This is a genomic window from Metabacillus malikii, from assembly GCF_030813355.1.
GTDB classification, from domain to species: Bacteria; Bacillota; Bacilli; order Bacillales; family Bacillaceae; genus Metabacillus; species Metabacillus malikii.
Window position 1 is genome coordinate 130,787 of sequence record NZ_JAUSUD010000010.1, and the last position, 25,994, is coordinate 156,780.

Annotated in this window: 25 protein-coding genes; 21 read left to right on the top strand and 4 right to left on the bottom strand. The window is 35.0% G+C overall.

Annotation, left to right across the window (positions count from 1 at the left end; translation table 11 throughout):
• Window positions 1-336: 336 nt before the first annotated feature.
• From J2S19_RS11650 to map, 13 genes are all read left to right on the top strand, one after another.
• Window positions 337-1,050, top strand: a complete 714-nt coding sequence (locus J2S19_RS11650) for an ABC transporter ATP-binding protein (protein WP_307341730.1) — start codon at window positions 337-339, stop codon at window positions 1,048-1,050.
• Window positions 1,047-2,201, top strand: a complete 1,155-nt coding sequence (locus tag J2S19_RS11655; RefSeq protein WP_307341734.1) for an ABC transporter permease — start codon at window positions 1,047-1,049, stop codon at window positions 2,199-2,201. The genes J2S19_RS11650 and J2S19_RS11655 overlap by 4 nt, the downstream gene beginning before the upstream one ends.
• 199 nt (window positions 2,202-2,400) lie before the next feature.
• Entirely contained in the window at window positions 2,401-3,012 is a 612-nt protein-coding gene (locus tag J2S19_RS11660; RefSeq protein ID WP_307341737.1) for a YvcA-related protein, read from the top strand.
• A 327-nt stretch (window positions 3,013-3,339) separates the two neighbouring features.
• A complete protein-coding gene (locus J2S19_RS11665) occupies window positions 3,340-4,014 on the top strand; it encodes a YvcA-related protein (protein WP_307341740.1) in 675 nt (224 codons plus the stop codon).
• A 407-nt stretch (window positions 4,015-4,421) separates the two neighbouring features.
• On the top strand, window positions 4,422-5,099 hold the full coding sequence (locus J2S19_RS11670; protein ID WP_307341742.1) for a YvcA-related protein: 678 nt from the start codon (window positions 4,422-4,424) through the stop codon (window positions 5,097-5,099).
• Window positions 5,100-5,414: 315 nt separating this feature from the next.
• On the top strand, window positions 5,415-6,002 hold the full coding sequence (locus tag J2S19_RS11675) for a YvcA-related protein (protein WP_307341745.1): 588 nt from the start codon (window positions 5,415-5,417) through the stop codon (window positions 6,000-6,002).
• Window positions 6,003-6,249: 247 nt separating this feature from the next.
• The gene (locus tag J2S19_RS11680; RefSeq protein ID WP_307341748.1) at window positions 6,250-6,921 is read left to right on the top strand and encodes a YvcA-related protein; all 672 of its coding nucleotides are present in this window, start codon (window positions 6,250-6,252) and stop codon (window positions 6,919-6,921) included.
• A 92-nt stretch (window positions 6,922-7,013) separates the two neighbouring features.
• A complete protein-coding gene (locus J2S19_RS11685) occupies window positions 7,014-7,688 on the top strand; it encodes a YvcA-related protein (RefSeq protein WP_307341751.1) in 675 nt (224 codons plus the stop codon).
• 277 nt (window positions 7,689-7,965) lie between these two features.
• Window positions 7,966-8,586: a YvcA-related protein gene (locus J2S19_RS11690; RefSeq protein ID WP_307341754.1), complete on the top strand. Its 621-nt coding sequence runs from the start codon at window positions 7,966-7,968 to the stop codon at window positions 8,584-8,586.
• Window positions 8,587-8,912: 326 nt separating this feature from the next.
• Entirely contained in the window at window positions 8,913-9,536 is a 624-nt protein-coding gene (locus J2S19_RS11695; RefSeq protein WP_307341757.1) for a YvcA-related protein, read from the top strand.
• Window positions 9,529-11,472 carry a DUF6792 domain-containing protein gene (locus J2S19_RS11700; RefSeq protein ID WP_307341760.1) on the top strand — a complete coding sequence of 648 codons (1,944 nt, stop codon included), beginning with the start codon at window positions 9,529-9,531 and terminating at the stop codon, window positions 11,470-11,472. The genes J2S19_RS11695 and J2S19_RS11700 overlap by 8 nt, the downstream gene beginning before the upstream one ends.
• 13 nt (window positions 11,473-11,485) lie before the next feature.
• Window positions 11,486-11,815, top strand: a complete 330-nt coding sequence (locus J2S19_RS11705; RefSeq protein WP_307341763.1) for a hypothetical protein — start codon at window positions 11,486-11,488, stop codon at window positions 11,813-11,815.
• 332 nt (window positions 11,816-12,147) lie between these two features.
• Complete coding sequence (gene map, locus J2S19_RS11710) at window positions 12,148-12,894, top strand: type I methionyl aminopeptidase (RefSeq protein ID WP_307341767.1); 747 nt, start codon at window positions 12,148-12,150, stop codon at window positions 12,892-12,894.
• A gap of 84 nt (window positions 12,895-12,978) precedes the next feature.
• Here map and J2S19_RS11715 read toward each other — a convergent pair whose 3' ends face one another.
• Window positions 12,979-13,239, bottom strand: a complete 261-nt coding sequence (locus J2S19_RS11715; RefSeq protein WP_307341770.1) for a hypothetical protein — start codon at window positions 13,237-13,239, stop codon at window positions 12,979-12,981.
• Window positions 13,240-13,446: 207 nt separating this feature from the next.
• Here J2S19_RS11715 and J2S19_RS11720 point away from each other — a divergent pair, with 207 nt between their 5' ends.
• Window positions 13,447-14,376 (top strand): ArsR/SmtB family transcription factor, encoded by a 930-nt coding sequence (locus J2S19_RS11720; RefSeq protein WP_307341773.1) that lies wholly within the window; start codon window positions 13,447-13,449, stop codon window positions 14,374-14,376.
• Between the two features lie 181 nt (window positions 14,377-14,557).
• On the opposite strand, the gene J2S19_RS11725 is transcribed toward J2S19_RS11720, so the two are convergent.
• Window positions 14,558-15,862 carry an NCS2 family permease gene (locus tag J2S19_RS11725; protein WP_307341775.1) on the bottom strand — a complete coding sequence of 435 codons (1,305 nt, stop codon included), beginning with the start codon at window positions 15,860-15,862 and terminating at the stop codon, window positions 14,558-14,560.
• Window positions 15,863-16,201: 339 nt separating this feature from the next.
• Between J2S19_RS11725 and pepV the strand changes: the two genes are divergently transcribed.
• Window positions 16,202-17,599 carry a dipeptidase PepV gene (pepV, locus tag J2S19_RS11730; RefSeq protein ID WP_307341777.1) on the top strand — a complete coding sequence of 466 codons (1,398 nt, stop codon included), beginning with the start codon at window positions 16,202-16,204 and terminating at the stop codon, window positions 17,597-17,599.
• Between the two features lie 61 nt (window positions 17,600-17,660).
• On the opposite strand, the gene cysK is transcribed toward pepV, so the two are convergent.
• A complete protein-coding gene (gene cysK / locus J2S19_RS11735; RefSeq protein WP_307341780.1) occupies window positions 17,661-18,596 on the bottom strand; it encodes a cysteine synthase A in 936 nt (311 codons plus the stop codon).
• 260 nt (window positions 18,597-18,856) lie between these two features.
• Between cysK and thpR the strand changes: the two genes are divergently transcribed.
• The 6 genes from thpR (at window position 18,857) to J2S19_RS11765 (ending at window position 25,251) form a co-directional block, all read left to right on the top strand.
• Entirely contained in the window at window positions 18,857-19,426 is a 570-nt protein-coding gene (thpR, locus tag J2S19_RS11740) for an RNA 2',3'-cyclic phosphodiesterase (protein WP_307341783.1), read from the top strand.
• Between the two features lie 160 nt (window positions 19,427-19,586).
• Complete coding sequence (locus tag J2S19_RS11745) at window positions 19,587-20,561, top strand: NERD domain-containing protein (protein ID WP_307341786.1); 975 nt, start codon at window positions 19,587-19,589, stop codon at window positions 20,559-20,561.
• A gap of 212 nt (window positions 20,562-20,773) precedes the next feature.
• The gene (locus J2S19_RS11750; protein ID WP_307341789.1) at window positions 20,774-20,902 is read left to right on the top strand and encodes a hypothetical protein; all 129 of its coding nucleotides are present in this window, start codon (window positions 20,774-20,776) and stop codon (window positions 20,900-20,902) included.
• 295 nt (window positions 20,903-21,197) lie between these two features.
• Window positions 21,198-22,127 (top strand): diacylglycerol/lipid kinase family protein, encoded by a 930-nt coding sequence (locus J2S19_RS11755; protein WP_307341792.1) that lies wholly within the window; start codon window positions 21,198-21,200, stop codon window positions 22,125-22,127.
• Between the two features lie 31 nt (window positions 22,128-22,158).
• Window positions 22,159-24,285 carry a type I pullulanase gene (pulA, locus tag J2S19_RS11760; protein WP_307341797.1) on the top strand — a complete coding sequence of 709 codons (2,127 nt, stop codon included), beginning with the start codon at window positions 22,159-22,161 and terminating at the stop codon, window positions 24,283-24,285.
• Between the two features lie 162 nt (window positions 24,286-24,447).
• Window positions 24,448-25,251 carry a phosphotransferase family protein gene (locus J2S19_RS11765; protein ID WP_307341800.1) on the top strand — a complete coding sequence of 268 codons (804 nt, stop codon included), beginning with the start codon at window positions 24,448-24,450 and terminating at the stop codon, window positions 25,249-25,251.
• Here the strand turns inward: J2S19_RS11765 and J2S19_RS11770 are convergent.
• Entirely contained in the window at window positions 25,244-25,522 is a 279-nt protein-coding gene (locus J2S19_RS11770; RefSeq protein WP_307341803.1) for a YtzH-like family protein, read from the bottom strand. The genes J2S19_RS11765 and J2S19_RS11770 overlap by 8 nt on opposite strands.
• Window positions 25,523-25,994 lie beyond the last annotated feature (472 nt).

Sequence of the window (25,994 nt, forward strand, 5' to 3'; positions counted from 1 at the left end):
GATGACTGCAACTTCAGATGTTCTTCTAACATATTTTAATGATTGGTAAAGCGTTATAACAATATTTTACACGAATTCGACATGAAAAATCCAGAGAAAAGAGTAAATTTACAAAATATTAATAAATCTTCCTCCTTTTTCTCAAATAACTTGTATTACTGATACAATTCAATTATATGAGGATAGTTCAGAATTGTATGACAATAAAATGAAGAGATTTTACGAATTTGTATATTATTTTCATAAGCATAGTGGTGAGGAAAAGTTTTCTTAATATATGAAATATTTGAAACTTTAGGCTTGATGTTTCGTATAAAGTTGTAAGGAGTGACAGCGATGGAAATATTAAATGTATCAATTGAAGAAGCAGGCTATGAGGATAAAAAGTCGGTCATTAAGGAAGTGAACTTTTCGTTACAGCCTGGGGAACTAATTGGCATTATCGGACCAAATGGTGCGGGGAAAAGTACAACAATTAAGACATTACTAGGTGTTATCGAATATGTAAAAGGTGATATTCAAAAGCAAAAATTAAGTACATATGCGTATATACCAGAAAGACCAATTTTTTATGACCATTTGACATTATGGGAGCATCTGGACTTATTGGCTGCAATAAATGAAATCGATGATGAAACCCTTGAAAAAATGGGAACACATTACTTGGAAATTTTTAAAATGGACAAGGTAAAACATGATATGCCTGCTACCTTTTCTAAAGGAATGCAGCAGAAAGCAATGATTATTCAAGCATTACTGCTTAAGCCAGACTATTATATTGTCGATGAACCATTTATCGGTTTAGACCCAAGTGCTATAAAAAAGTTTATCTCATTAATGGAGGAAGAAAAGCAGCGGGGCGCAGGTATTCTTATGTCGACACATGTACTCGATACCGCTGAAAAAATATGTGACAGGTTTTTATTAATATCAAATGGTACAATTTTTGCTCAAGGTACGTTGAACGATATACAAGCAAAGAGTGGTTTACATGATGGTTCCTTGCTAGATTGTTTTTATCTAATGTCAGAAGGCGGGTCAAATGAGTGAGTGGGTTACAATTATTTTATATACGATTAAAGCAAGACTATCGTTCACAGTGGAAAATTGTCAGGTCTATATTTGACTGGACAATTATCATTTATTTGGCTGTTCCTGCCCTTGTATTTCTAGCAATCTTTTATCGTTCATGGTGGCAACAAGCTCCCGAATGGCTAGCTACTTTTCCAACGATCAGCTTTGCTATGCTTTGTTATATTCTTGCTTGGCAAGGGAACTGTCGCACATATATGGAGGAAGCCGATCAGCTTTACTTGCTGCAACACAAGGTGAAAATCGTGAACATGCGCACAATGGCCATGGTCTATTCCGTTTCCTTAACATTCTTGAAATGGATTGCGCTATTTATCCTTTTTCTTCCGATTACGAGACATTTTCCGGAATGGAATGCAGGTAATTTTACATCTGTTTTTCTTTACTTTTTGAGCTTGAATATTGCTTTACTTTCATGTAAACAAGTTTTCAACCAATACCGGTTTTGGAAAAAGTGGAGTTTTGCCACAGTTACGTTTATTTGTTTAAGTATATTGACATTTATCGTCGTTCATCAGCTTACGGTTACATTCTTTCTAGTCCTTTCAATTATTTTTTTAGGGTTTTCAGTTCGCCAGTTAACAAGTTATCAAAGACAATTTAAGACCTTTTACAAGGATGTTGATGATGAAAAGAAACGGAAAGTGCTGCTAACATCGTTTGTCTTTTCAATTAACCCTGAAATACACATGCATAAGCAAAAGCCCAAAAAACGCTCTGTCTTATTATGGAGAAACTCAAAAAGGATTTTCAAGAAACGAACCGCTGCAAATGGTGTTACAGAACTATTCATAAAGGCATTTTTTCGAGACTCCTCATTAATCTATAACTATCTGCAAATGCTATCATTAACAACAGTATTAATTGTGTTAACACCTATTTGGATGAAATGGCTCTTCTTCATCGGCTTCTACTTTTTCTTTAATGAATGGTTAAAGCTAACCTTTCAAGATTTAATCAAGCAAAATCCGTATCTATTAATAGACCGGGAAAAGAAGCAATATTTATTACAGGCTCAAATAAAAAGCCAGAGAATAATCGGAGCTCCGGGTATCGTATATATGCTCATCATTACTAGTCTTGCAACATGGCTGTCTAGTATTTTTTAAAGGACTGGTTAGTATAATCAGTCCTTTTTTAGTTTTATGAAAGTTTAATAGCTAAGCTTATTTTCTATTTCAGTTGTAAACTAGTGATAAAAATTATGGTGTTCATAAGTGTGCCAACCAAATGAAAGGAGTTCAAAAAATGCGTTCATTGTTATTATACGTCTTAGTAGCTACCCTAATATTCGCAGGAGGCTGTACGATGAAAAAAGAAGCAGAACCAAAGGAATGGCCAAAAACACCGGCATTTCAGGATGAAGATACTCGTGAAATGTTAGATTCAACAGAGGAAGTGCAGGATGGATATTATTTGTATACTTCGAAAACAGGCGGGTATTCGATGCTGTGGCCTGTGGATGCGATTAAACATAGTTATCAGAATAATGGAGACAGCTATGAAAAAATAATATTTGGAGCAAGTAATAAGAGAGAAAATTATACATACGAAATCAGTACAACCTACGAAAATGCTTCTCCAGAACATTTAATCGATAGCTTTTTGAGTATTTTATCTAGTTCATTGCAATATAGTGGAGAATATGAAGAAATTAAAGAGAGTAATAAAACCCTTTTTTTTGCACAAGAAAAGGACACACTTGAAAGTACTGATGGTAGAAGAGGAACTTATTATTCGTATTTTGGTTATATAAGAGATAATGTAACTGAACAAGGTGTTCGGTATATATATACGGTTAGTTGTTATGACGACGAAAATGTAAAAGAGTGTAACATAGATGAAAGTAAGGAAAAAGAACGTACGTTAATGTTAATGAAATCAGTTAATTTTAGTAAAGTGGATCTTGAGGGTGAATGACAAAGAATTACAGAATTAATCAAGCTACTGTCTGAAAATTATTACTAAGGAATATGCTTTGAAGCACATCCGATTAGGTAGTCGTTAATTACTCTTTTCCTTCTAATCACTTCTTCTTGTTATAGGCAAAATTCAGAGTTGAATAGAATATTCTAATCAAACAATAAACAACCTTCAAATTATTCGGTCATGATGTCTAACATACATCTCTATATTCCTGTACTGAAATTCTCTTAATTTCATCAAGAAAAACAAATTCTCTATTGAAACTTAAATGGAAAAATATGATAGTTATAAGTATACTAACCAATGAAAGGGGTTCAAAGAATGCGCTCATGGTTTATATACGTCTTAGTAGGTACCCTAATATTCGCTGGTGGCTGCACGACGAAAAAAGAAGTAGAACGAAAGGAGTGGCCAAAAACACCGGCATTTCAGGATGAGGATACTCGTGAAATGTTAGATTCAACAGAGGAAGTGCAGGATGGATATTACTTGTATACATCGAAAACAGGTGGGTACTCGATGTTGTGGCCGGTTGATGCTAAGTTAGATAGTTATGATAATAATGGAGATACATATGAAAAGATAATTTTTGGTGGCAGTAGTAAGGTAGATAATTATTTCTACGAAATCAGAACGACTTTTGATAATTCTGCCCCTGAAACATATATTGATAACTTTTTGAGTAACCTCTCGACTTCATTAAAATACGACGGGGAATATAAAGAGTTAAAAGAGGAAAATATGAGTATTTACTTCGCTAAGAAGAAAAAAACATTAAAATTTAGCGAAGATCGAACAGTACATAGTTTTTTTAGCTATATTAGAAATAATGAAACTGAACAAGGGTTTGAATTTATTTATTCAATTCGGTGCTTTGACAATGATAATTCAAAGGATTGTGCAATTAATGAAAGTAAGGAAGAAGAGCGTGCATTGATGTTAATGAAATCAATTAGTTTACAAAAGGTATATATTAAGGATGAGAAGAATGGGTAATAAAGAATTATTAAATACGGATATTTTAAAAACTCGGGTGTTGAATTAATTGAATCTCCATTTTAACCATATTAATCAAGCTGCTAGTCTAAGTTATCCCCGTTAAATATGCCCTATTAAAAATACACCCTGATAGGCGGTCGTAAATCCCATATTTCCTTCGATACACTTCCTCTTGTTATTGGCAAACTTCTTAGATGAATCGAATATTATCCTTACAATAAAATAATCAATCATACAATAAAAGTCTTCAAACTAGTCAAAAGGTCATATCATTTAATATATACATCTATATTTATATAGTGAAATCCTCTTAATTTTATCGAGAAAACAAATTCTCAGTTGAAAACTAAATGGAAAAATATGATAGTTATAAGTGTGCTAACCAAATGAAAGGGGTTCAAAGAATGCGCTCATGGTTTATATACGTCTTAGTAGGTACCCTAATATTCGCTGGGGGCTGCACGACGAAAAAAGAAGTAGAACGAAAGGAGTGGCCAGAGACACCGGCCTTTCAGGATGAGGATACTCGGAAAATGTTAGATTCAACAGAGGAAGTACAGGATGGATATTATTTGTATACTTCGAAAACAGGCGGGTACTCGATGTTGTGGCCTGTCGATGCGATAAAGCAAAGTTATCAAAATAATGGCAATGCTTTTGAAAAAGTAATATTTTCAGGAAGTAATGCGAAGGAAAATTATATTTATGATGTTTATACCACTTTTGATAATTCGTCCCCAGAATCGTATATCGATATTTTCTTAAGTAATTTATCGAGTACATTAGAATACAATGGGGATTATAAAGAAATAAGAGATGATAATAAAAGCATCTACTTAGCAAAGAAAAAGACTCCTATTAAAACCAGTGATGAAAGAGAATATTTAGTATATTCCTATTTTAGTTATATTAGAGATAACAAAACAGAACAGGGATTTGAATATATATATTCAATTGGTTGTTATGAGGATGCAAATGTTAGAGATTGTGCTATTGATGAAAATAAGGAGGAAGAGCGTGCGTTGATGTTAATGAAAACAGTAAACTTTAATATAGTGAATAGTGAGGATGAGAGAGAATAGCGAGTATAATATTAACGTTATACTTTTCCTTCGATACACTTCCTCTTGTTATGGGCAAACTTCAGAGATGAATAGAATATATGAATCAATCAGACAATAAAATCTTCAATCTTATTAAAAGGCCATATCATTTAACATATACCTCTATATTTCTATAGTCAAATCCTCTTCATTTTATCAAGAATCAAATTCTTAAAATAAATGGAAAAAGATAGTGGTTAAAAGTGTGTTAACCAAATGAAAGGGGATCAAAAAATGCGTTCATGGTTATTATACGTCTTAGTCAGCTGCCTAATATTCGCGGGAGGCTGTACGATGGATAAAGAAGCTGAACCAAAGAAGTGGCCGAAGACTCCCGCATTTCAGGATAAGGATACTCGAGAATTGTTAGATTCTACCGAGGAAGTGAAAGATGGGTATTATTTGTTTACTTCGTATACAGGCGGGTACTCGATGCTATGGCCTGTGGATGCAATTAAGCAATTCTATGAAAATAACGGAAATTCATTTGAAAGAATAATATTCGGAGGGAGTAATAAACAAGAAAATTACAGCTATGAAATTACTACTACATTCGAGAGTCCTTCCCTTCATACATCAATTAATACCAATTTAAACAGCTTATCTAATTCATTAAATTATAATGGGGAATATAAAGAAATACGATCAAATGGTTTAAATATACATTACGCGAATAAAAAGCAAGAAATAAATACTCAGAATGGAAGTTACTCAGACTATCATTTCTTTGGATATATACATGCTGAAGATAGCGAACAAGGATTAGAATTTATATATTCAATTGGATGTTATGAGGTCAAGGAAAAAAGAGCATGCAAACTAGATATTACTAATGAGGAAAACCGTGCTTTAATGTTAATGAAGTCAATTAAACCAAAATAGAATAAATCGTATAGAAAGATAATTTATATGGAATTCAATCTTCAAAAGTATTCGCTTAAGAGTAATATTAAATACAACATATGATTCAATCAAACAATTTAATCAAAAGGACACACCATCTAACAAATACCCCTAAACTTCTAGCCAAATCCTCGTAATTTTATCAAGGAAACAAATTCTCCTTTGAAAACTAGATGGAAAAATATGATAGTGATAAGTGTGCTAACGAAAAGAAGGGGGTTAGAGAATGCGCTTATGGTTTTTATACGTCATAGTAGGTGCCCTAATATTTGCAGGTGGCTGTACGATGAAAAAAGAAGTAGAACCAATGGAATGGCCAAAAACACCCGCATTTCAGGATGAGGATACTCGTCAAATGTTAGATTCAACCAAGGAAGTACAGGAAGGATATTATTTGTATACTTCTAAAACTGGTGGGTACACGATGTTGTGGCCTGTGGATGCAAAGCTAGATAGTTATGATAATAAAGGGGATACTTATGAAAAGATTATTTTAAGCGCGAATAGTATGGTAGATAATTATTTCTATGAAATCCGAACAACTTTTGATAACTCTGCCCCTGAGTCATACATAGATAACTTTTTAAGTAACCTATCGGAGTCATTACAATATACCGGTGAATATAAAGAAATAAAAGTGAATAATTTTAGTATTTATTTTGCGAAGAAAAAATCACTCATTGAAACTAGTGATGGTAGACAATATACTATTTATCATTATTTTAGCTATATTAGAGATAATCAAACAAACCAGGGATTTGAATATACATATGCAATTAACTGTAGTGACGATGAAAGGATAAAGGAATGCAAAATAAATGAAAGTGAGCAAGAAGAACGTGCACTAATGTTAATGAAGTCAATAAGTTTAAAAAAGGTATATATCGAGGATGAATGAACAATAAAGAATTATTGAATACTGATATTTTGCGAGCGTGGAAAAAATATGATAGTCATAAGTGTGCTAACCAAATGAAAGGAGTTCAAAGGATGCGTTCTTTGTTTTTATACGTCATAGTAGGTACCCTAATATTCGCAGGAGGCTGTACGATAAAAAAAGAAGAAGTAGAACCAAAGGAATGGCCAAAAACACCAGCATTTCAGGATGAGGATACTCGTAAAATGTTAGATTCAACAGAGGAAGTACAGGATGGGTATTATTTGTATACTTCTAAAACAGGTGGGTACTCGATGTTGTGGCCTGTGGATGCAACGAAAAAAACATTTCAAAATAAAGGGGATGCTTACGAAAAGTTAATTTTTGGAGGTAGTAGTGAGAAAGAAAACTATTTTTATGAAATAAGAACATCATATAACAATATTTCCCCAAAATCATATTTAGAAAATCATTTAAGTAATTTATCTAGTACATTACAACATGATGGGGAATATAAAGAGATAATAGACGGCGATAAGATTATTTACTTTGCAAGAGAAAAATACACACCAAAATATAGTGATAATAGAACGATTTATTATTATTTTAGTTATATAAGAGATAATAAAAAGGAAAAAGGGGTAGAATTTATATATTCAATACGATGTTACGAGGACGAAAAGTTTAAGGAATGTGAGATAGACGAAAGGAAAGAAACAGAACGGGCATTAATGTTAATGAAATCAGTGAACTTTAGTAAAGTAGATATAGATGATGAACAGACATAGAGACATAGAATTACTGAAGACAGAATTAATCAAACCGCTGTTCTGAGTGTCAAAGAGAAATATGCCATTTGAAATACATTTGATTAGGTGGTCCTCATTCCCCATTCCTTCAATTACATCCTCTTGATTTTATCAGTAAAACAAATTCACAGTTGAAAACTAAATGGAAAAATATGACAGTTATAAGTGTGCTAATCAAATGAAAGGGGTTCAAAGGATGCGCTCTTGGTTTATATATGTCATAGTAGGTACCCTAATATTCGCAGGAGGCTGTACAATGAAAAAAGAAGCAGAACCAAAGGAATGGCCAAAAACACCAGCATTTCAGGATGAGGATACTCGTAAAATGTTAGATTCAACCAAGGAAGTACAGGATGGATATTATTTGTATACTTCTAAAACAGGTGGGTATTCGATGTTGTGGCCTGTGGATGCAACAAAACATAGTTATGAAAATCAGAAAAATAATTATGAAATGATAATCTTCGGTGGCAGTAGTGAAAAAGAAAATTATGTATACGAGATTAGGACATCATATGACGCTTTTATTCCTGAGTCTCTACTTGATAGTTATATAAGTATTTTATCAGATTCTTTACAATACAGTGACGAGTATATAGAGATAAAAGACAAAAGTAAAACTATTTATTTTGGAAAGAAGAAAGAGCATTTTTTAAGCAGTGAAGATAATAGAAGAACATTTTATTATTATTTTGGTTTAGTTAGAGATATTAACACTAATCAGGGAATACGTGTTATATATACAACTCGTTGTTTTGACCCGGAAAATGCTAGAAAGTGTAGTATAAATGAAAGTAAAGAGGAAGAACGTGCATTGATGTTAATGAAATCATTGAAATTTAACACAGTGGATATAAAGGATAAGAAGAGTGAATAAAATATTTATATTATATTTTTCCTTCAATTCATTCCCTCTTATTATTTGCAAACTTTAGCGATTAATAGTCTTATTAAAATCTATGAATCAACCAAACAATAAAAGCCTTCGAACTAGTCAAAAGGTCATGATGTTCTAACATATACCTCAATATTTCTATAGTCATATCCTCGTAATTTTATTCAGAAAACAAATTCACAGTTGAAAACTAAATGGAGAAATATGATAGTTATAAGTGTGCTAACCAAATGAAAGGGGTTCAAAGAATGCGCTCATGGTTTTTATACGTCATAGTAGGTACCCTAATATTCGCAGGAGGCTGTACGATGAAAAAAGAAGAAGTAGAACCAAAGGAATGGCCAAAAACACCAGCATTTCAGGATGAGGATACTCGGAAAATGTTAGATTCAACAGAGGAAGTGCAGGATGGATATTATTTGTATACTTCGAAAACAGGCGGGTATTCGATGTTGTGGCCCACAGATGCCACGAAGGGACATTATGAGAATAATGGAAATACCTTTGAAAAGATAATATTTGTGGGAAGCAATAAGAAGGAAAATTACTCTTATAATGTTTATACAACATTTGACAATTCTTCTCCAGAAACATATATCGATATTTTCTTGAAAAATTTATCAAGTTTAATGAATTATAATGGTCAATATACAGAAATAAATGAGAAGAACAAAACTATTTATTTTGCAAAGAAAAAAACGCCTATAAAAACCAATGATGGTAGGATAAATACAGTTTATTACTATTTTGGCTATATTAGAGATAATAAAACGGAACAGGGTTTCAAATATCAATATTCAATAAGTTGTTTTGACGATGAAAATGCAAGAGAATGTACTATAGATGAAAATAAAGAAGAGGAACGTGCATTGATGTTAATGAAATCGGTTAATTTTAAAAAAGTGAAACTTGGGGAAGCTAGGTATGAATAATAAGGACCTATTAAATACTGATATCTTAAGAGCAAGAATAATGAATATTGAATATGAAAATTATAACGAAAAAGAATTGGAAAGTGAGATTAAAAGGATATATTTTGAGGAGACAGGTAAGGAAATCCCTGCTGAAGTTACTGTATATTTGTCGGATGTTGAATTAATCGAGTACAAAAAGAAAAGTATAGATTATGGTCTCGATGGGACAATTATTCATTTTTTAAGTGTCGAAAACCAATTAAATCAAGCTATTACAATAACAAGAGGAAGTGAATCAAGGGAAAAAGATAATTGGAGACCACTTGATTGGGGATATAATTTAAAAGGTATTTTTGTTGGAGCTAACTCAGCGCAATTTAATATTGCGAAAGAATTTGATGAAAAGGTTACAACAAAGATATTAAATCAAATAAACAGTAAAACTAATTTGAAAGATAGACTACCTAAACTTAAAAAATTGGGGTTTGGACACTCTCTAGGTGGAAATAATATTGTTCTTTTACAAATGATGTCACCTGATGATTACAACCTAGCAAATCATTCTAATGATACAAATTTCATCAATCAAAGATTTGAAGATGTGTATGTAATAAATGGAGCTCCTCCGAGTATAAATCAGCTAGTAAAAATTGATCAGATATTTTTAAATAAATTAAGGATGAATTTTAATATTAATTCACCGAAAGAAATAAATACCATCCCCACAGAAAAACTCAAAAAATTCACCGAAGACTACTACAAAAACAAAATCGACGAGACTACAATCCATCATATTACTGCAGAAGAGGACATGCTTTACAATATGACACGTGTCAGGGGTTTTATTGATATTGGAGTTAGAGAAGACTTTTTAGATACAGACCCTAAATTTGGTGGAATCAAAGATATTATCGAAAAAATACCAGATGAAGAGATTATAAAGATACAAGATTTTATGTCAGAGTATTCAATGTCCTATAATAAAGATGGCTTTGATGGGTTTATCAAGGAGTTCACTGGTTTTGATCCTAAAATTGTTGATTTAAAGGAAGAGTATTCAGCTGATGGATTAAATATAGTAGAACGTGGTCTAATTTTAATGAAAATGGGCCCTATGATAAGCGATATGTCAAAGAAGGTACCTAAATTTCTTGAACAATTTGATACATTAAATAAAAATGCAGATGTTATTTTACAGGAGCTAGTAAATACTGACTATATTACTTTAGATGACAAGAAAGTCATTGAAGAATCATTAAATGAAATTCGAACTAGTCTTCAAAACATTGACAAAGCTCTATTGATTGAAGCCTTGGATTTTCTAGATAATAAGAATAATAGTAATGCCCTATTAGATAGTATTATTAATATTCTTAGTAACAAAAACATCATTGAACAGAGATTAAAGAAATTACTTGATACTTTTCATGTCAATGTCGACGCACATGGACTTGGAAAAGTAATCAATACCTTAGCAAAGGATGGAAGAGTCAGCTACAGACGACATGATATGTACCTCACAAAAGGTAGCATTAAGGTGAACCTTTCCTCTGCAGTACGTATTTATCAAAAAGGGATGTTAATACTCGAGGAAAAGCGAGATGCCATTCAACGATTAAAAACACAATTTCTAATAGAATACATTGATGATTATACATCCAGAAAACAAGGACTAATGAATCGGATACATAGCATGGAAGCAAATCCTAAGCAGCAAACACACTTATTGAAAAAATTATACTTACCAAGTGATTACTATGAGTTAAAGAGAGTAAATATTCATGAATACATCCCAGCAATGCCGGCAACGATTTCTCAAACATTTGACCAAATGATCATGACAGCAGAGCAAGATTTGGAAGAAGAATGGGAGCTTGTTAAAAAAATGAGAGAATCAATCGAGGAGCTTTTTGAGCGTGAGGAAATGATTACAAAGATTTTTGATATAAAGTAGAGGTGATACTAGGATGGAATCTTACAAAATGGATATTGACCTACATCCGCATGTAAATCTTCACTATAAGACTAATTCTTTTGCAACCAGTATAGCGAGGCTAAGGGAATTAAGTCAGGAATTTTCATCATTTATGGAAAACGAAATGAAACATAGCAATGGTAAATTGGTCGATAAAATAAATGAAGAGATTAAGAGAAAATTAGATGCACAGCATCGTTTTATTGATGAATGTGACATCGATTTTTCAAATATGGCTAGCCAATACATGGATCACATCAACGATATCCGTACACAAAGTGTAACAATTTATTATGAACTGAAAAAAATAGAAACGAAGTGAATTCCCATTGTAAGTAGCATAAAGATGGGATTTTTTTATTTTTGGTCTTTTTAAGCAAGTATTGCTGCTTAACATTGTAGTCGTTTTGTTTCTGAAGTACCGCGTTTTTATGAAATACCTGTGTAAACACCTCTCTATGTAATTGAAACTACCTCTAAGTGTCCCTCCAATAAACTTACCTAATTAGATAGAGCTACTATGCAACTATGTCAATCGAAGCTCAGTTTTCATCTTGATATGAAACGAAAGGCGCGATTGTTTTTCTTGCCTGTCATTCATGTTATCCTTATTGTATATACTAATCCAAGAGTATTTTTACGGAGGGACACCAGTTGATTACATTAAAAAGCAAACGAGAAATTGAGTTAATGGGAAAAGCAGGTCAATTATTGGCCGATTGCCATAAACAAATAGCAAAATTAATTAAGCCTGGCATTACAACATATGAAATCAATTCATTCGTTGATAAATACTTAAGTAAGCATGGAGCAACGCCTGAGCAAAAGGGCTATAAAGGCTATGAATATGCAACATGTGCTTCAATAAATGATGAAATATGCCATGGGTTTCCTAGACATACCCCATTAAAAAAAGGCGATATCGTTACAATTGATATGGTAGTGAATCTAAACGGATTTTTAGCTGATTCAGCATGGTCATATGCTGTCGGCGAAGTATCTGATGAAGCAGCACGACTTTTACACGTAACTAAGGAAGCGTTAAATCGAGCAATTGCTGCATCTGTCATTGGAAATCGTCTCGGTGATATCGGTCATGCGATCCAATCCTATGTAGAGGGAGAAGGATTCTCTGTTGTAAGAGACTTTACTGGTCACGGTATCGGAAAAACAATCCATGAAGCTCCAACGATTTTACATTATGGTGAACCAAATAAAGGGCTTCGCATTAAAGAAGGCATGGTCTTTACAATTGAACCGATGGTGAATGTTGGTTCATGGGAATCGAAAATGGATGATAACGGCTGGACAGCCCGAACAATCGATGGAAAGCTCTCAGCTCAATTTGAACATACAATTGCGATTACGAAGGATGGACCGATTATTTTAACAAAACAATAAACATAGGGCTAGTAAAAAGCAAGTGGATGAATTTATCGGATTCCACTTGCTTTTATGTTTATATAAATTTTTTATTTGAATTTCTTAAATCCGTAATTTTCGATAGAGCTTAATCACGAAACCACTAATTAGTGCAACTCCTATGAACGTAAATAAAAACAACAGCGGTGAAAAGACCATCCCAAAAGCCACTTCATTTTGGAGTGTTTCAATCGTTTCCAAATTAGACACTAAATCAGGCTTGTAATTCCTAGTTTTAATATAACCTACTACGAATGTCCCAACGAAATAAATCAAATGAATGACAAAGGAAATAACTAAAGATTGTATTATTGGTTTCTTCATTTTAGAGCAACCTCCATATCTTACCTTCCATAATAAATCATAAAGAGTATTTCGGTAAACAGCGTTCATAAGAGACTAATTAACAAACTTTGACTGTAGACATGATACGTCATTGAATATAAACATTGGGCAATCCTGCGTCAATAGTCTTGTCCAAACAATAATGAAAAGGTATGATATTTGTAGAAATACATATTGGGGGCCATTATGGAACTAGATATATCAAAACATTCATTGCCAGTATTTGAAGCGCTTGCCAGCAATGTGCGAATAAATATCATTCATTTATTAGCGGATCAACCAAGAAATATGAAGGAATTAGCGGAAGCATTAGGTTTAAGCAGTGCAATTATTAGTATGCATGTGAAAAAGCTTGAAAAGGCGGGTATTATTCGTACTGACCGAGTCCCTGGTAAAGGTGGGGTACAGAAGCTTTGTGTCCTTTACATGGACCGGATGGAGATTGTTTTTCCAACGAAGAAACCGGTGAGCCGTGATTTTCATCAAATGGAGGTGTCAATCGGCCACTTTACGGATTTGCAAATTCGTCCGACATGTGGGTTGGCGACACCTGAAAAAATTATCGGTGAGTTTGATGACCCTCGTTATTTCTTTGAAGGTGAACGGGTCAATGCAAAAATTTTATGGTTTTATCAAGGCTATATAGAGTATCGATTATCCAATTACCTATTAACGAGTCAGCATCCCCAAGAACTGGAAATTTCACTTGAACTTTCATCAGAAGCACCGTTTACAAATAGTAACTGGCCGTCAGATATTGACTTTTACTTAAATGATGTCCATTTGGGACAATGGACAAGCCCTGGTGACTATGGCGATAGTCGCGGGAAATTCACGCCAGAATGGTGGCCAAGTGTCGTAAATCAATATGGTCTGTTGAAAAATATCCGGATTACAGGTGAAGGGACATTCCTTGATGGGAATCCGTTATCTGCAGTCACTTTAGACGATATTCATGTACGAGAAAAGCAGTGGACATTTCGAATTGCTGTACAGGAGGATAGTGATCATGTCGGCGGGGTAACCCTTTTTGGGAGTGGATTTGGGAATTACGATCAGGATATTGTTTTTAGGTTAGCTTATAAAGAAAATGAACAGAAAAATAATGAAATATAAAAAACGACTTCTGCCTTAAATACGGGCAAAAGTCATTTTTTCACACTCACACTCTAAGTAGAATAGATAATGCAGTCTCACTAAATGAGCACGAGTTGTTTATGGTGAGATCATACAAAAGCCGATTAATAGGAGGATGGACCTCCCTATCAATCGGCTTTCTCATTATTTACATTTCGTATTAATGTCCCCCGATAAAGGCGAGTTGAATAAAGAACAGAATTGCGAAAATGTATACAAAGAGATGAACTTCTCTCCATTTCCCTTTTGCAATTTTTACAATTGGATATGAGATAAATCCAAGGGCAATCCCTGTTGCAATGCTCGACGTTAATGGCATGCTAAGTACAACAAGAAATGCAGGGAATGCTTCATCAAGCTCTTTCCAATCAATTTCGGCGATTGCCCCCATCATTAAGCTTCCGACGATAATGAGTGCAGGTGCAGTAATTGCGGAAAGATTCGATACCGCAGCAACTAGTGGACTAAAGAATAGAGTGAGTCCAAACAATATTGATACGGTTAAGGTTGTTAGACCTGTCCGACCACCAGCAGCAACGCCTGATGATGACTCAATATAGGCACTCGTAGGACTTGTCCCGAACATTGCCCCTACAGTTGTTGCAGCCGAATCAGCTAATAATGCTGTTCGTGCCTTCGGTAATTCATTACCTTTCATTAAGCCTGCTTGTTGGGCGACACCGATCATAGTACCTGTCGTATCAAATATCGTTACTAATAGGAATGAGAAAACGACAGCATATAGTCCGTGTGAAATCACATCTCCAATTGCAGTAAATGGATTGGCAATAATGATTCCATCAGGAAGACTTGGTAATGACGTAAAACCTTCTTTAAACTCAAGTTGTCCTGTAAAGTACGCAATAATTCCTGTAATAACCATTCCAATAAATAATGCCCCATGAACATTTAAACTCATTAATATTAATGTCACCGCAAGCCCGATAACCGCTAATATTACTGGTGCGGAGTGAAGGTCACCTAACTTCACTAAGTTATTCGGGTCAGCTGTTATGATTCCGGTAAGACGTAATCCGATAAACGCGATAAACAAACCGATTCCCGCTGTAATTCCATGTTTTAAATTACTAGGAATCGCTTCAATCAATTTTTTACGGAAAGGTGTTAATGATAAAATGATAAAGATAATCCCTGCGACAAAAACGGCCGAAAAGGCTGTCACATAATCTATGTTTTCATTTGCGCCTACAACAGAGTAAGCGAAAAATGCATTCAAGCCCATACCTGGTGCAATCGCAATCGGATAATTTGCTGCTAGCGCCATCCATAGTGTTCCGACAATTGTCGCAATAATCGTTGCTGTAAATACTTGATTGAATGGAACTCCTGCATCAGATAACACAATTGGATTGACAACAACGATATAGACCATCGTTAAAAAGGTCGTAATCCCTGCTAATACTTCTGTTCTGACATTCGTTTTATTCTCTGCTAACTTAAACATATGTACCCCCGTTTTTACGAACGTTTTTAAAAACAACTCTAATAATATTCGTTTATTATTTATATTGCAATAGTTTTTTGGCATTTCGTTTAATTCTTTTGAAGAAATTTAACTATTGAGATTTATATGGTAAAAAAGTTTCTTAATCATAGTATAGAGCTTATTGTTCATTAGAAACTTATGGCTTCCCGAGAATTAACCGATAAATCTGTCTATACTTTAGTATGTACGATCTCATCATTCATAAGCCGTTAATTTGGTTCGTTTAAGAAACTTTTTAGCATACTAATATAGTTAGCAATAGTTGTGATACATTTATATAGTAGGAGGTTTTCACAAATGAATTGGAATGAAGAAGTTACAAAACGTAAAGAAGAGCTAATCGAAGATGTACAAAACTATCTTCGAATTAAAAGTGTGTTAGATGAATCGACGAAATCAGAAAGGGCACCTTTTGGAGAAGGGATTCATAAAGCATATCAACACCTACTAAAACTAGGTGAGCAAGAAGGTTTTAACGTGTTAGACCTTGATGGGTATGCAGGACATATTGAAATGCAAGGTAGTGGTGAAGAGATTGTCGGGATTCTTTGTCATGTTGATGTCGTTCCAGAAGGTGATGGCTGGACGAGCGACCCGTATGCAGCAGAAATAAGAGACGGAAAAATATTTGCCCGCGGAGCATTGGATGACAAAGGACCGACGATCGCTGCCTTTTATGCAATGAAAATCGTTAAAGAGTTAGGATTACATTTATCGAAACATGTTAGGATGATTATTGGAACGGATGAAGAAAGTGATTGGCGTTGTGTCGAGCATTATTTTAAACATGAGAAAATGCCCACATTAGGCTTTGCTCCTGATGCAGATTTTCCGATTATTTATGCCGAAAAGGGAATTATTGACGCGAAACTAACGATAGGTAATTCTGAGGAAAAAGAATCAAATGGGCTCGTGTTAAAGTCCTTTGAATCTGGCCGTCGGTATAATATGGTGCCTGATTATGCAGAAGCAGTCATGACAACGGACAAAGAGTTATTAAATATGAATGAATTATTCGGTGAATGCTTAACGAGTTCAAACGTAACGGGTGAATATAAACTCGTGAATAATGAGTACATGTTTACGATTAAAGGAAAGTCAGCACATGCGATGGAGCCGAATAACGGTGTAAATGCAGGACTTATCTTAGCTTCTTTCTTACATAAGTTAGATTTAGACCATAGAGGAGAGCAATATGTAAAGCTCATTCAAGATTATTTTCATCATGATACAAGAGGGGAAAAGCTTGGAATCGCTTATGCAGATGACATTAGTGGCGATTTAACAGTAAACGTAGGGATTATCTCTTACCAAGCAGAGGGAGCTTGTGAAATCGGCATTAATATACGCTATCCTGTCACAGGTTCTTCTGACGAGATCAAAGCAAAGCTTGAAGGAATAAGCGGTGTTGAGTTATCAACTTTCAATGATTCAAAGCCACACCATGTCGATGAAAAACACCCACTCATCCAAACGTTACAAAAGGTTTATGAGGAGCAAACTGGAGAGAAGGCAGAACTGATTGCAATTGGTGGTGGAACGTATGCAAGGTCATTGGAAGCAGGTGTTGCCTTCGGACCATTGTTCCCAGGCAGACCGGACATTGCCCATCAAAAAGATGAGTATATTGAAATTGAAGATTTATTAAAAGCAACAGCGATTTATGCACAAGCTATTTATGAACTAGCTAAGTAAATATGAAACAAAAGGGCATTCTTTAGTTTATGTGTGACTAAAGAATGCCCTACTTAAAAATTTAATCTTCAAATTGAAAAACATCACTAGATAAATACCGCTCACCAGTATCAGCGATCATACACACAACAACATCATCAGGAGTCAATCGCTTCGCAACCTCAATTGCTGCGTAACATGCTGCACCTGAAGATGGTCCTACTAAAATTCCTTCTTCACGGGCCATTCGTCTCGTAATATCATATGCTTGTTCATCTGTTATATTTAAGATTTCATCATAAACCTTTTGATTAAGCACCGATGGAATAAAACCCGGACTTGTCCCAACTAATTTATGCTTACCAGGTTTACCACCAGAGAGAACAGGGGATCCCGCTGGTTCAACAACGTGAACACGCAACTGTTTAAAATGCTCTTTTAATGCTTCACCAGTACCTGTAATCGTCCCACCTGTCCCAGCTGTTGCGACAAATGCGGATAATGGCTTGCCGATTTCCTCCATCGCTTCAATAATTTCCTTTGCGGTAGTATGGCGATGTGCGTCAGGGTTTGCTTGATTTTCAAATTGCATAGGTACAAATGAATTTGGAATTTTCTTTGCAAGCTGTTCAGCTTTCCGAATTGAGCCAGGCATTTTTTCATCCCCAGGTGTTAATACGACCTCAGCTCCATATGCCTTCAAGATGTTAATACGTTCCTCGGTCATCGTATCAGGCATTACGAGAATCGCTTTATAGCCACGAGCCGCTGCGTTCATTGCTAATCCAATACCTGTATTTCCACTAGTAGGTTCTATTATTGTCGCGTTTGGTTTTAATAGACCTTTTTTTTCAGCTTCAATGATCATATTATATGCGGCACGGTCTTTAACGCTGCCACTAGGATTAAAATATTCAAGCTTAACATACACAGATGCTCCGTTTTCTGGATTCAGTCTGTTTAATTTAACTAATGGTGTCTGACCAATAAGGTCTGCAATGTTGTCTACACGTTTCATTCTGTCACTTCCTTTGATTTAACGAATCATATAAAATCATAACATAATGAGATTTAAAATCCTATCCGCATGCTAGGTTTATCATTGAGTTAAATCTAGCTAATCATGTAACCTGAGAAAAATAATATTTGTTTCATTTGATACAAGTCAATATTTCTACTAATAACAATAAGCTATTCAGCCAAATGAATAAGAAGTAATAGTCGGTCCATTGTAGGATAAACTAGTAAATACAGTCGAGTTAAAAGAGAAAGGTGATTATGATGAATCAGCACGCACACTTTTTTATTGCAGTACCGATAAAAAAGGCTCAAAAACAACAGCTTCATAACTGGATAATAAAAAATAAAGAACAATTAAAGTTTCAATCATTTGTTCATGAGGAAGATTATCACATTACCTTGGCTTTCTTAGGCGCTGTCCCTTCACGTGAACAACTCATTAACCTATCAAATCGTGTCAGGGACATCGTTTCAAAAATTCCTCGATTTGAATTGAAAATTGATATGATTAATGTATTTGGTAAACGGGAAAGACCTAGAATTTTTTGGGCAAGTGTAAAGGAATCATCCCACTTACAGTATTTACAAAGGGAAGTATTTCATGCCTGCTTAGAAGAAGGTTTTTCACTTGATAAAAAACCATTCAATCCTCATATAACGTTGGCGCGTAAATGGAAAGCAGACGAACCGTTCTCGTTAACAGATTGGCAGCAAGAGTTTAATTTAGATATCTCACCCTTTACTGTTGAAGAGATTCATGTTTATCAAACTCATTTAAATCGAATACCAAAGTATGAAGCAATAGAAGTCCTACCTTTAGAAAATTAATAGTAAAATAGTTCAAATAGATACTATAATTATTTTAAATTTTAACGATATATATAAGTAGAGAGTAAAAAGCAATTAATCAATTGCAGGTTAAGTAGCAGTAGCGATACATATTTGTTTGAATAGATGCAGTAATTGTAAAGAAGGAGCTGATTAACGGTTGGCACAATTAGTAAAACTATATGATTATATTTCACGTTATGAGCTCGATGCATACCGTTATCCAAGTCAATTTATCCGGTTTAAAAGAAAGCAATGGAAAAAAGTCTATGCTGCTTGGAGCACGAATCAATTTCATAAGGTAATGAGAGTAAGTGAACCAACAATTCCACTTCAAATCGAAACGGAAGAAAAAAAATCGATCCTTGAAAAAATTAAGGGGAGACTAAAAAAAGAAGAAGAAATTGAACCAGTTATTAAGCCACTAATAAATGAATCAGTTCTAGAAGACGATGAACTGCAATTTCAGTTTACAACGATTCCTCGGACAGAAGATGATTTAAAAAAATTATTTTTAGATTATATTTTCCGGTTTCAGGTCCGTTGGGCTAGCTCAACCTTAAGAGAAAAATCTGAAGTCGACCGTAAAGTTTACCGTGATCAGTTGTTACAATACTACATTCAACGCCTCCCAGACCAATATTTATTATTATATCGGCCTGTGTTTCAACTGAAAAACGCACCTATCGAGCTTGATATCATTTTAATCAGTACGACAGAAGTATTTTGTATTACGATGATGGAACAGAGCAATGAAGCGATTTATACTGGTTCTAAGGAAAAGTTTTGGGACGCCCGAAGAGGAAAAGACGTAAAGAAAATTTTAAATCCTTTAATCGGCTTAAATCGAACAGGGACAGTAATTGAAAAGGTTCTCGCAACAAGTGATATCGAGCTGCCGGTCAAAAAAATGCTAATTAGCCGAAATGGTTATATTGACTATCCATTTGTACCACATGATATTACGATTTTAGATAAGCGGACCTTTAAAGATTGGTTTCAACGGTTAAGGAATTCTTCAGCTCCATTAAAGCATGTTCAATTGAAAGCTGCACAGCAATTACTTTCTCATTGTTTAACTAACTCATCGTACCGAAAAGAATGGAAGGATGAGGAAGATGAGACCGGGATTTAACATAATATAAATAGAAGTATATTTAAAATAGGACAAGTACGATTCTGTCCTATTTCTTTTTGTAGAATGCTTTTTGGCAATCGATATATGCCAAGATATTAGGTAGTGTCTTTAAATAAGGCTCTTTTCTAAAAGTTTGTGGCTTTTTGCACTAACCTTTTTAAGGGTTTGTTGGAGTGGAAGTGCGAGACTCCTGCGGGTTCGTGGGAGAGGTGAGACGTGAGCAGGCGTTTACGCTGAGGAATACGAAAAGCGTAGGCGGCTTGCCCATCGACGTACAAACTGGAGGGGCATCGACTAAAGATTTAGGAATCACGATGAGCCGAATGGCGAATCGATGATGACTTATCGTAGGGAGGTGACCTGAAGTTTGCTTGTTCGTGCCGCAAGGAGCTATGAAGCTCACCACCCACCCCGCGGAAAGCGAGTACTGCAAGAGGAAACAAACCCTAAACGACAACGCAGTTAAAAGCAACAATGTTTACGAAAACAGCCTTGAATAAAGTAAGTTTTCACAGGGGGATTTTCACTTCAGCAAAAGTTAAAACGTTCGAAGACAACCTTTTGAATATATGGATGGACATGAACAGATACAGTACAAATATCATAAACTAGTAAAGATAACGGGGAATAGATATGAATAGTTTATTGTTTTTTATTATAAATCCAGTTGCTGGAAAGGGAAAAGCGGTCCGTACATGGAATAAAGTAAAGAAAGAACTCGACCGGAGGAAGGTAGTTTATCGTTCTTTTTTTACAGAACACCCTGGACACGCCGAAGTGTTAGCGAGACAGGTCGCTACAATTCAAAATTATCATCTCAAGACCGTTATCGGTATCGGTGGAGAAGGTACAAGACACGAAATCATTAATGGGTTAAAATCGTTCCAAACTATAAAAATAGGGTTTATTCGCGTCGGAAACGGAAATGATTTAGTTAGGGAATCTCAATTTGAAGGTCATCCTATAAAAGCGCTTAAAGAAATATTACAAAGGCTAAACAAAAGAGCACGTTATTACGACATAGGTGAATTTCAAATAGATGGTAAAACTAGCAGTCAATATTTTTTTCGTTCCATAGACATCGGCATTCTCGGAGATATAAGAAAGCAAATTGGAAAGTTTTCAAAAAATCCATTGCTGAACATTCCACTTTTCCGACGATTCATGTTTATGACAATCTTTTTCAAGGTATTATACAATTACAAACCATTCACATTAGAGATACTTGTTGATGGAGAATCAATACAACTAAACAATGTTTGGTTGATGGTCATTTCAAACTTGCCGAACCGAGTTATCCAATTAAACAATAGTAATAAGATTAAACCTAGTGATGGTTTGTTAAACGTAACAATTATCCAGAATATGAGTCGTGTCCAAATTGCAAGCCTTTTACTTTTGAATATTCGTAATAACATGGAACAGGCACTTTCCGATACTAATTTTAAAGAAATGAAACTTACGGTTGATGAACCATTATCTATCTATGCAGATGGAGAGGATGTTGGTGAAGGGTTTGTTACAATATCTGTGAAAAAATCGGAACTTACGATGATTAACTAAGACACGGTTTTCACTGTGGGGGTGGCTAATAATGTTAAAAATAAACAGGGAATATGAAGCTTATCTAGACCACATAAATGAAATCGTCATCCTATTGCCTATAGAATTAGAACGTGAAGAGAAAGCGTTTTATATACGAGATATAAATGGGAAGCGTCAATTAGATATACAAGATAAAATGAATATCGGTTCCCATATTAAATATATTTGTCACGCAGATTGTTCAGATGCGTTTGGCCGACTTTGCTCTATTGTCGATGAAAATGGCCTTGAGACAGATTTGCAAATAGGTGCTGTTATCCGCACGAAACAATTTGATGAAATGTTTAAATACGAAGGTTCTGATTTAGGTGTTACCTATTCGAAAGTATCTTCAAGCTTTAAAGTATGGGCACCTACAGCAACATCTGTAAAGTTACGTATTTACAATAAGCAAAAACAAGAATACTCGACAACGTTGATGGAACGCGTGCAGTCAGGTGTTTGGTCACTTACACTAGATGGTGACTTTGATGGATATTTATACACGTATCTAGCTTGTGTTAATCTACTTTGGAAAGAAGCGGTTGACCCATATGCCAAAGCCGTAACCATTAACGGCGAATATGGTGTGATTTTTGATGAAGAATCCTGCAAGATTACGAAGGAGACGATCCCGCCATTTCCGAATAAGAATGATGCGATCATTTACGAAGCACATATCAGGGATTTTTCAATTCATGATAATAGCGGTATGTCACATAAAGGAAAATATAAAGCTTGGCTAGATATCGATACAGAGAATAACAAAGGTGATTCAACAGGAGTCTCCTATTTAAAGGAACTTGGCATTACTCACGTGGAACTCTTACCAATTAACGACTATGAAGAAGTTGATGAAACCGAGCCAAATCGACAATATAACTGGGGGTATAACCCTCTACACTTCTTTGCACCAGAAGGGAGTTACAGCTTAAATCCAGCTAACCCACTCGAACGTATTAAAGAAGTGAAGCAATTAATTCAAGCACTGCATCAACAACAATTACGCGTTATATTGGACGTCGTTTATAACCATGTGTACGCAAAAGAGGATTCTCCTTTTGAAAAGTTAGTTCCAGGCTATTATTTCCGCTATGATGAAAATGGTATTGCCTCTAACGGTACTGGTGTTGGAAATGACCTCGCTCCGGAACGATATATGGTTAGGAAATTGATTGTTGATTGCGCAACTTATTGGATGAAGGAATATGATGTAGACGGCTTCCGTTTTGATTTAATGGGTATCCTTGATGTCGACACAATGAATGAAGTGCAGCATAAATTACTTGAAATCAAGCCAGATGCCTTTTTATTAGGTGAGGGCTGGGATTTAAATACACCGCTTCCATTTGAACGAAAGGCAATTATTGCAAATGCAAATAAAACCCCAATGATAAGTTTCTTTAATGATGAATCTCGCGACGTCATAAAAGGGAGCACGTTTAGTATTCATGACACAGGCTTCGTTTATGGAAACCTTAATGTCAATGAGCATATGAAACAAATAGTGTCGGGCTCTCCTCATAAATTTAATCGACCGTCACAGTCAATAAATTATGTTGAGGCACATGATAATCACACGATGTGGGATCGATTCCTCCTTTATGCACCAAATGAAGGAGATGATGTAAGAAAGGCGCGACACCGCTTAGCAACAAGTATTATACTCCTTTCACAAGGTGTACCGTTTCTCCATGCAGGCCAGGAGTTTTTCAGAACAAAAAATGGGGTAGAAAATAGCTACAATGCACCTGATGAAATCAATAGGTTAAACTGGACTGCACGTTCAGAATATAAAGAAAATGTGGACTATATAAAAGGATTAATAAAATTAAGAAAGATGCATCGTGCATTTCGATTAGATACAACACAATTAATCAATGAGCATTTAACATTTCCAAACCTACACGAACAGCTTTTAGCATACCAATTAGAGAATGTTGAAAAATTTGGTCCATGGTCTTCAATCATTGTTGTGCACAACAATCGACTAAATAACCACCTGACAATCACTCTTCCAGAAGGAAATTGGTTGCAAATCGTTACACCGGATACTGTGCAATTAGACAACAACGAAGCAATCATGAAGAATCAGGAAATCGAAAAGATAGGAACGTATGTTTTTTGTAAAAACTAGGATTTTAGTTTTGCTTGACTATCGTTATCATATGGAGATAAAATTTATAAGGATGGCTATTGTGCAGTTTTCATTAATCACCATAGCTATCCTTTTTATTTCAAACATGAGGTTGGTTATGCCTCAATAATACTTATATGAAATGTTGGGTTGAAATTGAATGTGAACTGGTTTGAACAAGTATTAGGTAGTGAATGGAAAATTACTCCTGCTGGTGGAGCGACAGGTGATGCATATTTTGCAACGATGGATGGACAAGAGCTTTTTTTAAAGCGAAATAGTTCACCCTTTTTAGCTGTGCTTTCTGCAGAGGGTATCGTTCCTAAGCTCGTATGGACAAAAAGGATGGAAAATGGGGATGTCATCACAGCACAACACCGTCTCATCGGACGAGAACTTAAACCATCCGATATGAAAGGTTCAAATGTGGCTGAACTCCTAAAAAAAATTCATCAGTCAAAAGAATTATTAAATATGTTAAAACGTTTAGGGAAGCAACCGCTTACTCCTAACTCGATACTCGATGATATCCAGCAAGCAGTTGCATTTGAAAAAATTAATCAACCCGTAATAAACAAAGCAATAGAACTGTTAGAAAAACAATTACCAGAGGTACAATGCAATCAACAAGTTGTCTGTCATTGTGATGTGAACCATAACAACTGGTTATTATCGGAAACAAACCAACTTTATTTAATCGATTGGGACGGAGCGATGATTGCTGATCCTGCAATCGACATCGGCATCCTATTATACTGGTACATAGAGGAAGCAAACTGGAAAGATTGGCTTAACGCATACGGACTAGAGCTCAATCAGCAGTTAAAAACAAGAATTTATTGGTACGTGCTCTTACAGGCAATCACATCATACCTATGGTACTTCGGCAAAAACAGTGAACAAGAATTACAAAATTGGATTGAGCATATTGACCACATCTTAAAGAAAATGTCACACCTTACGTAAGGTTGTCTATATCTTGAATCCATTGTGAAAGCTGATCTTGATGTGATTCAATATGTTCATCAAGAGATGCTGAATTTTTTCCGCTTTGACTATAATAATAAATATTCTCAAATACATTTTTTGCTTGAGCCTCTGTCTGTGAATTGGCCATTAAAGACTTAAGAACTCTTTCCAACTGTTCACATTCAGCTACAGTACCACAGCATTCACTTTGATGGTCAGATAAAATATCCTTTAAAAGACTAACTTGGTCTTGATATTGAATCGGCATATAACAACTTCCTTTCTTAATACGGAACTTAACTAATCAATCATGCATTCAGACGAGAAGAAGAACCTATATAGATATAAGTTGCCTTGATTGATAAAGAAATATACAGATAATTGCGGGCTGTCTTTGAAGGGGAAAGCTTCTTCTAGGCAGTCTTTTATAGTTGTAACGGTTATGCGATTTTTATCTTAAGGGGATGAAGCCCAAAATGAGTAGAGAGCAGAGCCGAAATATCCTTCATAAAGTGTATGAGGCCCAAAACGAGAAGAGAGCGCACCCGAAATGTTCTTCATAAAGTGTATGAAGCCCAAAATGAGAAGAGAGTGCACGAGAAATGTCCTTCATAAAGTGTATGAAGCCCAAAATGAGAAGAGAGCGCACGAGAAATGTCCTTCATAAAGTGTATGAAGCCCAAAATGAGAAGAGAGCGCACGAGAAATGTCCTTCATAAAGTGTATGAAGCCCAAAATGA

What these genes read in the sequence shown, in the direction of transcription:
- J2S19_RS11650 (WP_307341730.1), top strand. Translation starts at nt 337, where the DNA reads ATGGAAATATTAAATGTATCAATTGAAGAAGCAGGCTATGAGGATAAA.
- J2S19_RS11660 (WP_307341737.1), top strand. Translation starts at nt 2,401, where the DNA reads ATGAAAAAAGAAGCAGAACCAAAGGAATGGCCAAAAACACCGGCATTT.
- J2S19_RS11665 (WP_307341740.1), top strand. Translation starts at nt 3,340, where the DNA reads ATGCGCTCATGGTTTATATACGTCTTAGTAGGTACCCTAATATTCGCT.
- J2S19_RS11670 (WP_307341742.1), top strand. Translation starts at nt 4,422, where the DNA reads ATGCGCTCATGGTTTATATACGTCTTAGTAGGTACCCTAATATTCGCT.
- J2S19_RS11675 (WP_307341745.1), top strand. Translation starts at nt 5,415, where the DNA reads ATGGATAAAGAAGCTGAACCAAAGAAGTGGCCGAAGACTCCCGCATTT.
- J2S19_RS11680 (WP_307341748.1), top strand. Translation starts at nt 6,250, where the DNA reads ATGCGCTTATGGTTTTTATACGTCATAGTAGGTGCCCTAATATTTGCA.
- J2S19_RS11685 (WP_307341751.1), top strand. Translation starts at nt 7,014, where the DNA reads ATGCGTTCTTTGTTTTTATACGTCATAGTAGGTACCCTAATATTCGCA.
- J2S19_RS11690 (WP_307341754.1), top strand. Translation starts at nt 7,966, where the DNA reads ATGAAAAAAGAAGCAGAACCAAAGGAATGGCCAAAAACACCAGCATTT.
- J2S19_RS11695 (WP_307341757.1), top strand. Translation starts at nt 8,913, where the DNA reads ATGAAAAAAGAAGAAGTAGAACCAAAGGAATGGCCAAAAACACCAGCA.
- J2S19_RS11700 (WP_307341760.1), top strand. Translation starts at nt 9,529, where the DNA reads ATGAATAATAAGGACCTATTAAATACTGATATCTTAAGAGCAAGAATA.
- J2S19_RS11705 (WP_307341763.1), top strand. Translation starts at nt 11,486, where the DNA reads ATGGAATCTTACAAAATGGATATTGACCTACATCCGCATGTAAATCTT.
- J2S19_RS11715 (WP_307341770.1), bottom strand. Translation starts at nt 13,239, where the DNA reads ATGAAGAAACCAATAATACAATCTTTAGTTATTTCCTTTGTCATTCAT.
- J2S19_RS11720 (WP_307341773.1), top strand. Translation starts at nt 13,447, where the DNA reads ATGGAACTAGATATATCAAAACATTCATTGCCAGTATTTGAAGCGCTT.
- J2S19_RS11725 (WP_307341775.1), bottom strand. Translation starts at nt 15,862, where the DNA reads ATGTTTAAGTTAGCAGAGAATAAAACGAATGTCAGAACAGAAGTATTA.
- pepV (WP_307341777.1), top strand. Translation starts at nt 16,202, where the DNA reads ATGAATTGGAATGAAGAAGTTACAAAACGTAAAGAAGAGCTAATCGAA.
- cysK (WP_307341780.1), bottom strand. Translation starts at nt 18,596, where the DNA reads ATGAAACGTGTAGACAACATTGCAGACCTTATTGGTCAGACACCATTA.
- thpR (WP_307341783.1), top strand. Translation starts at nt 18,857, where the DNA reads ATGATGAATCAGCACGCACACTTTTTTATTGCAGTACCGATAAAAAAG.
- J2S19_RS11755 (WP_307341792.1), top strand. Translation starts at nt 21,198, where the DNA reads ATGAATAGTTTATTGTTTTTTATTATAAATCCAGTTGCTGGAAAGGGA.
- pulA (WP_307341797.1), top strand. Translation starts at nt 22,159, where the DNA reads ATGTTAAAAATAAACAGGGAATATGAAGCTTATCTAGACCACATAAAT.
- J2S19_RS11770 (WP_307341803.1), bottom strand. Translation starts at nt 25,522, where the DNA reads ATGCCGATTCAATATCAAGACCAAGTTAGTCTTTTAAAGGATATTTTA.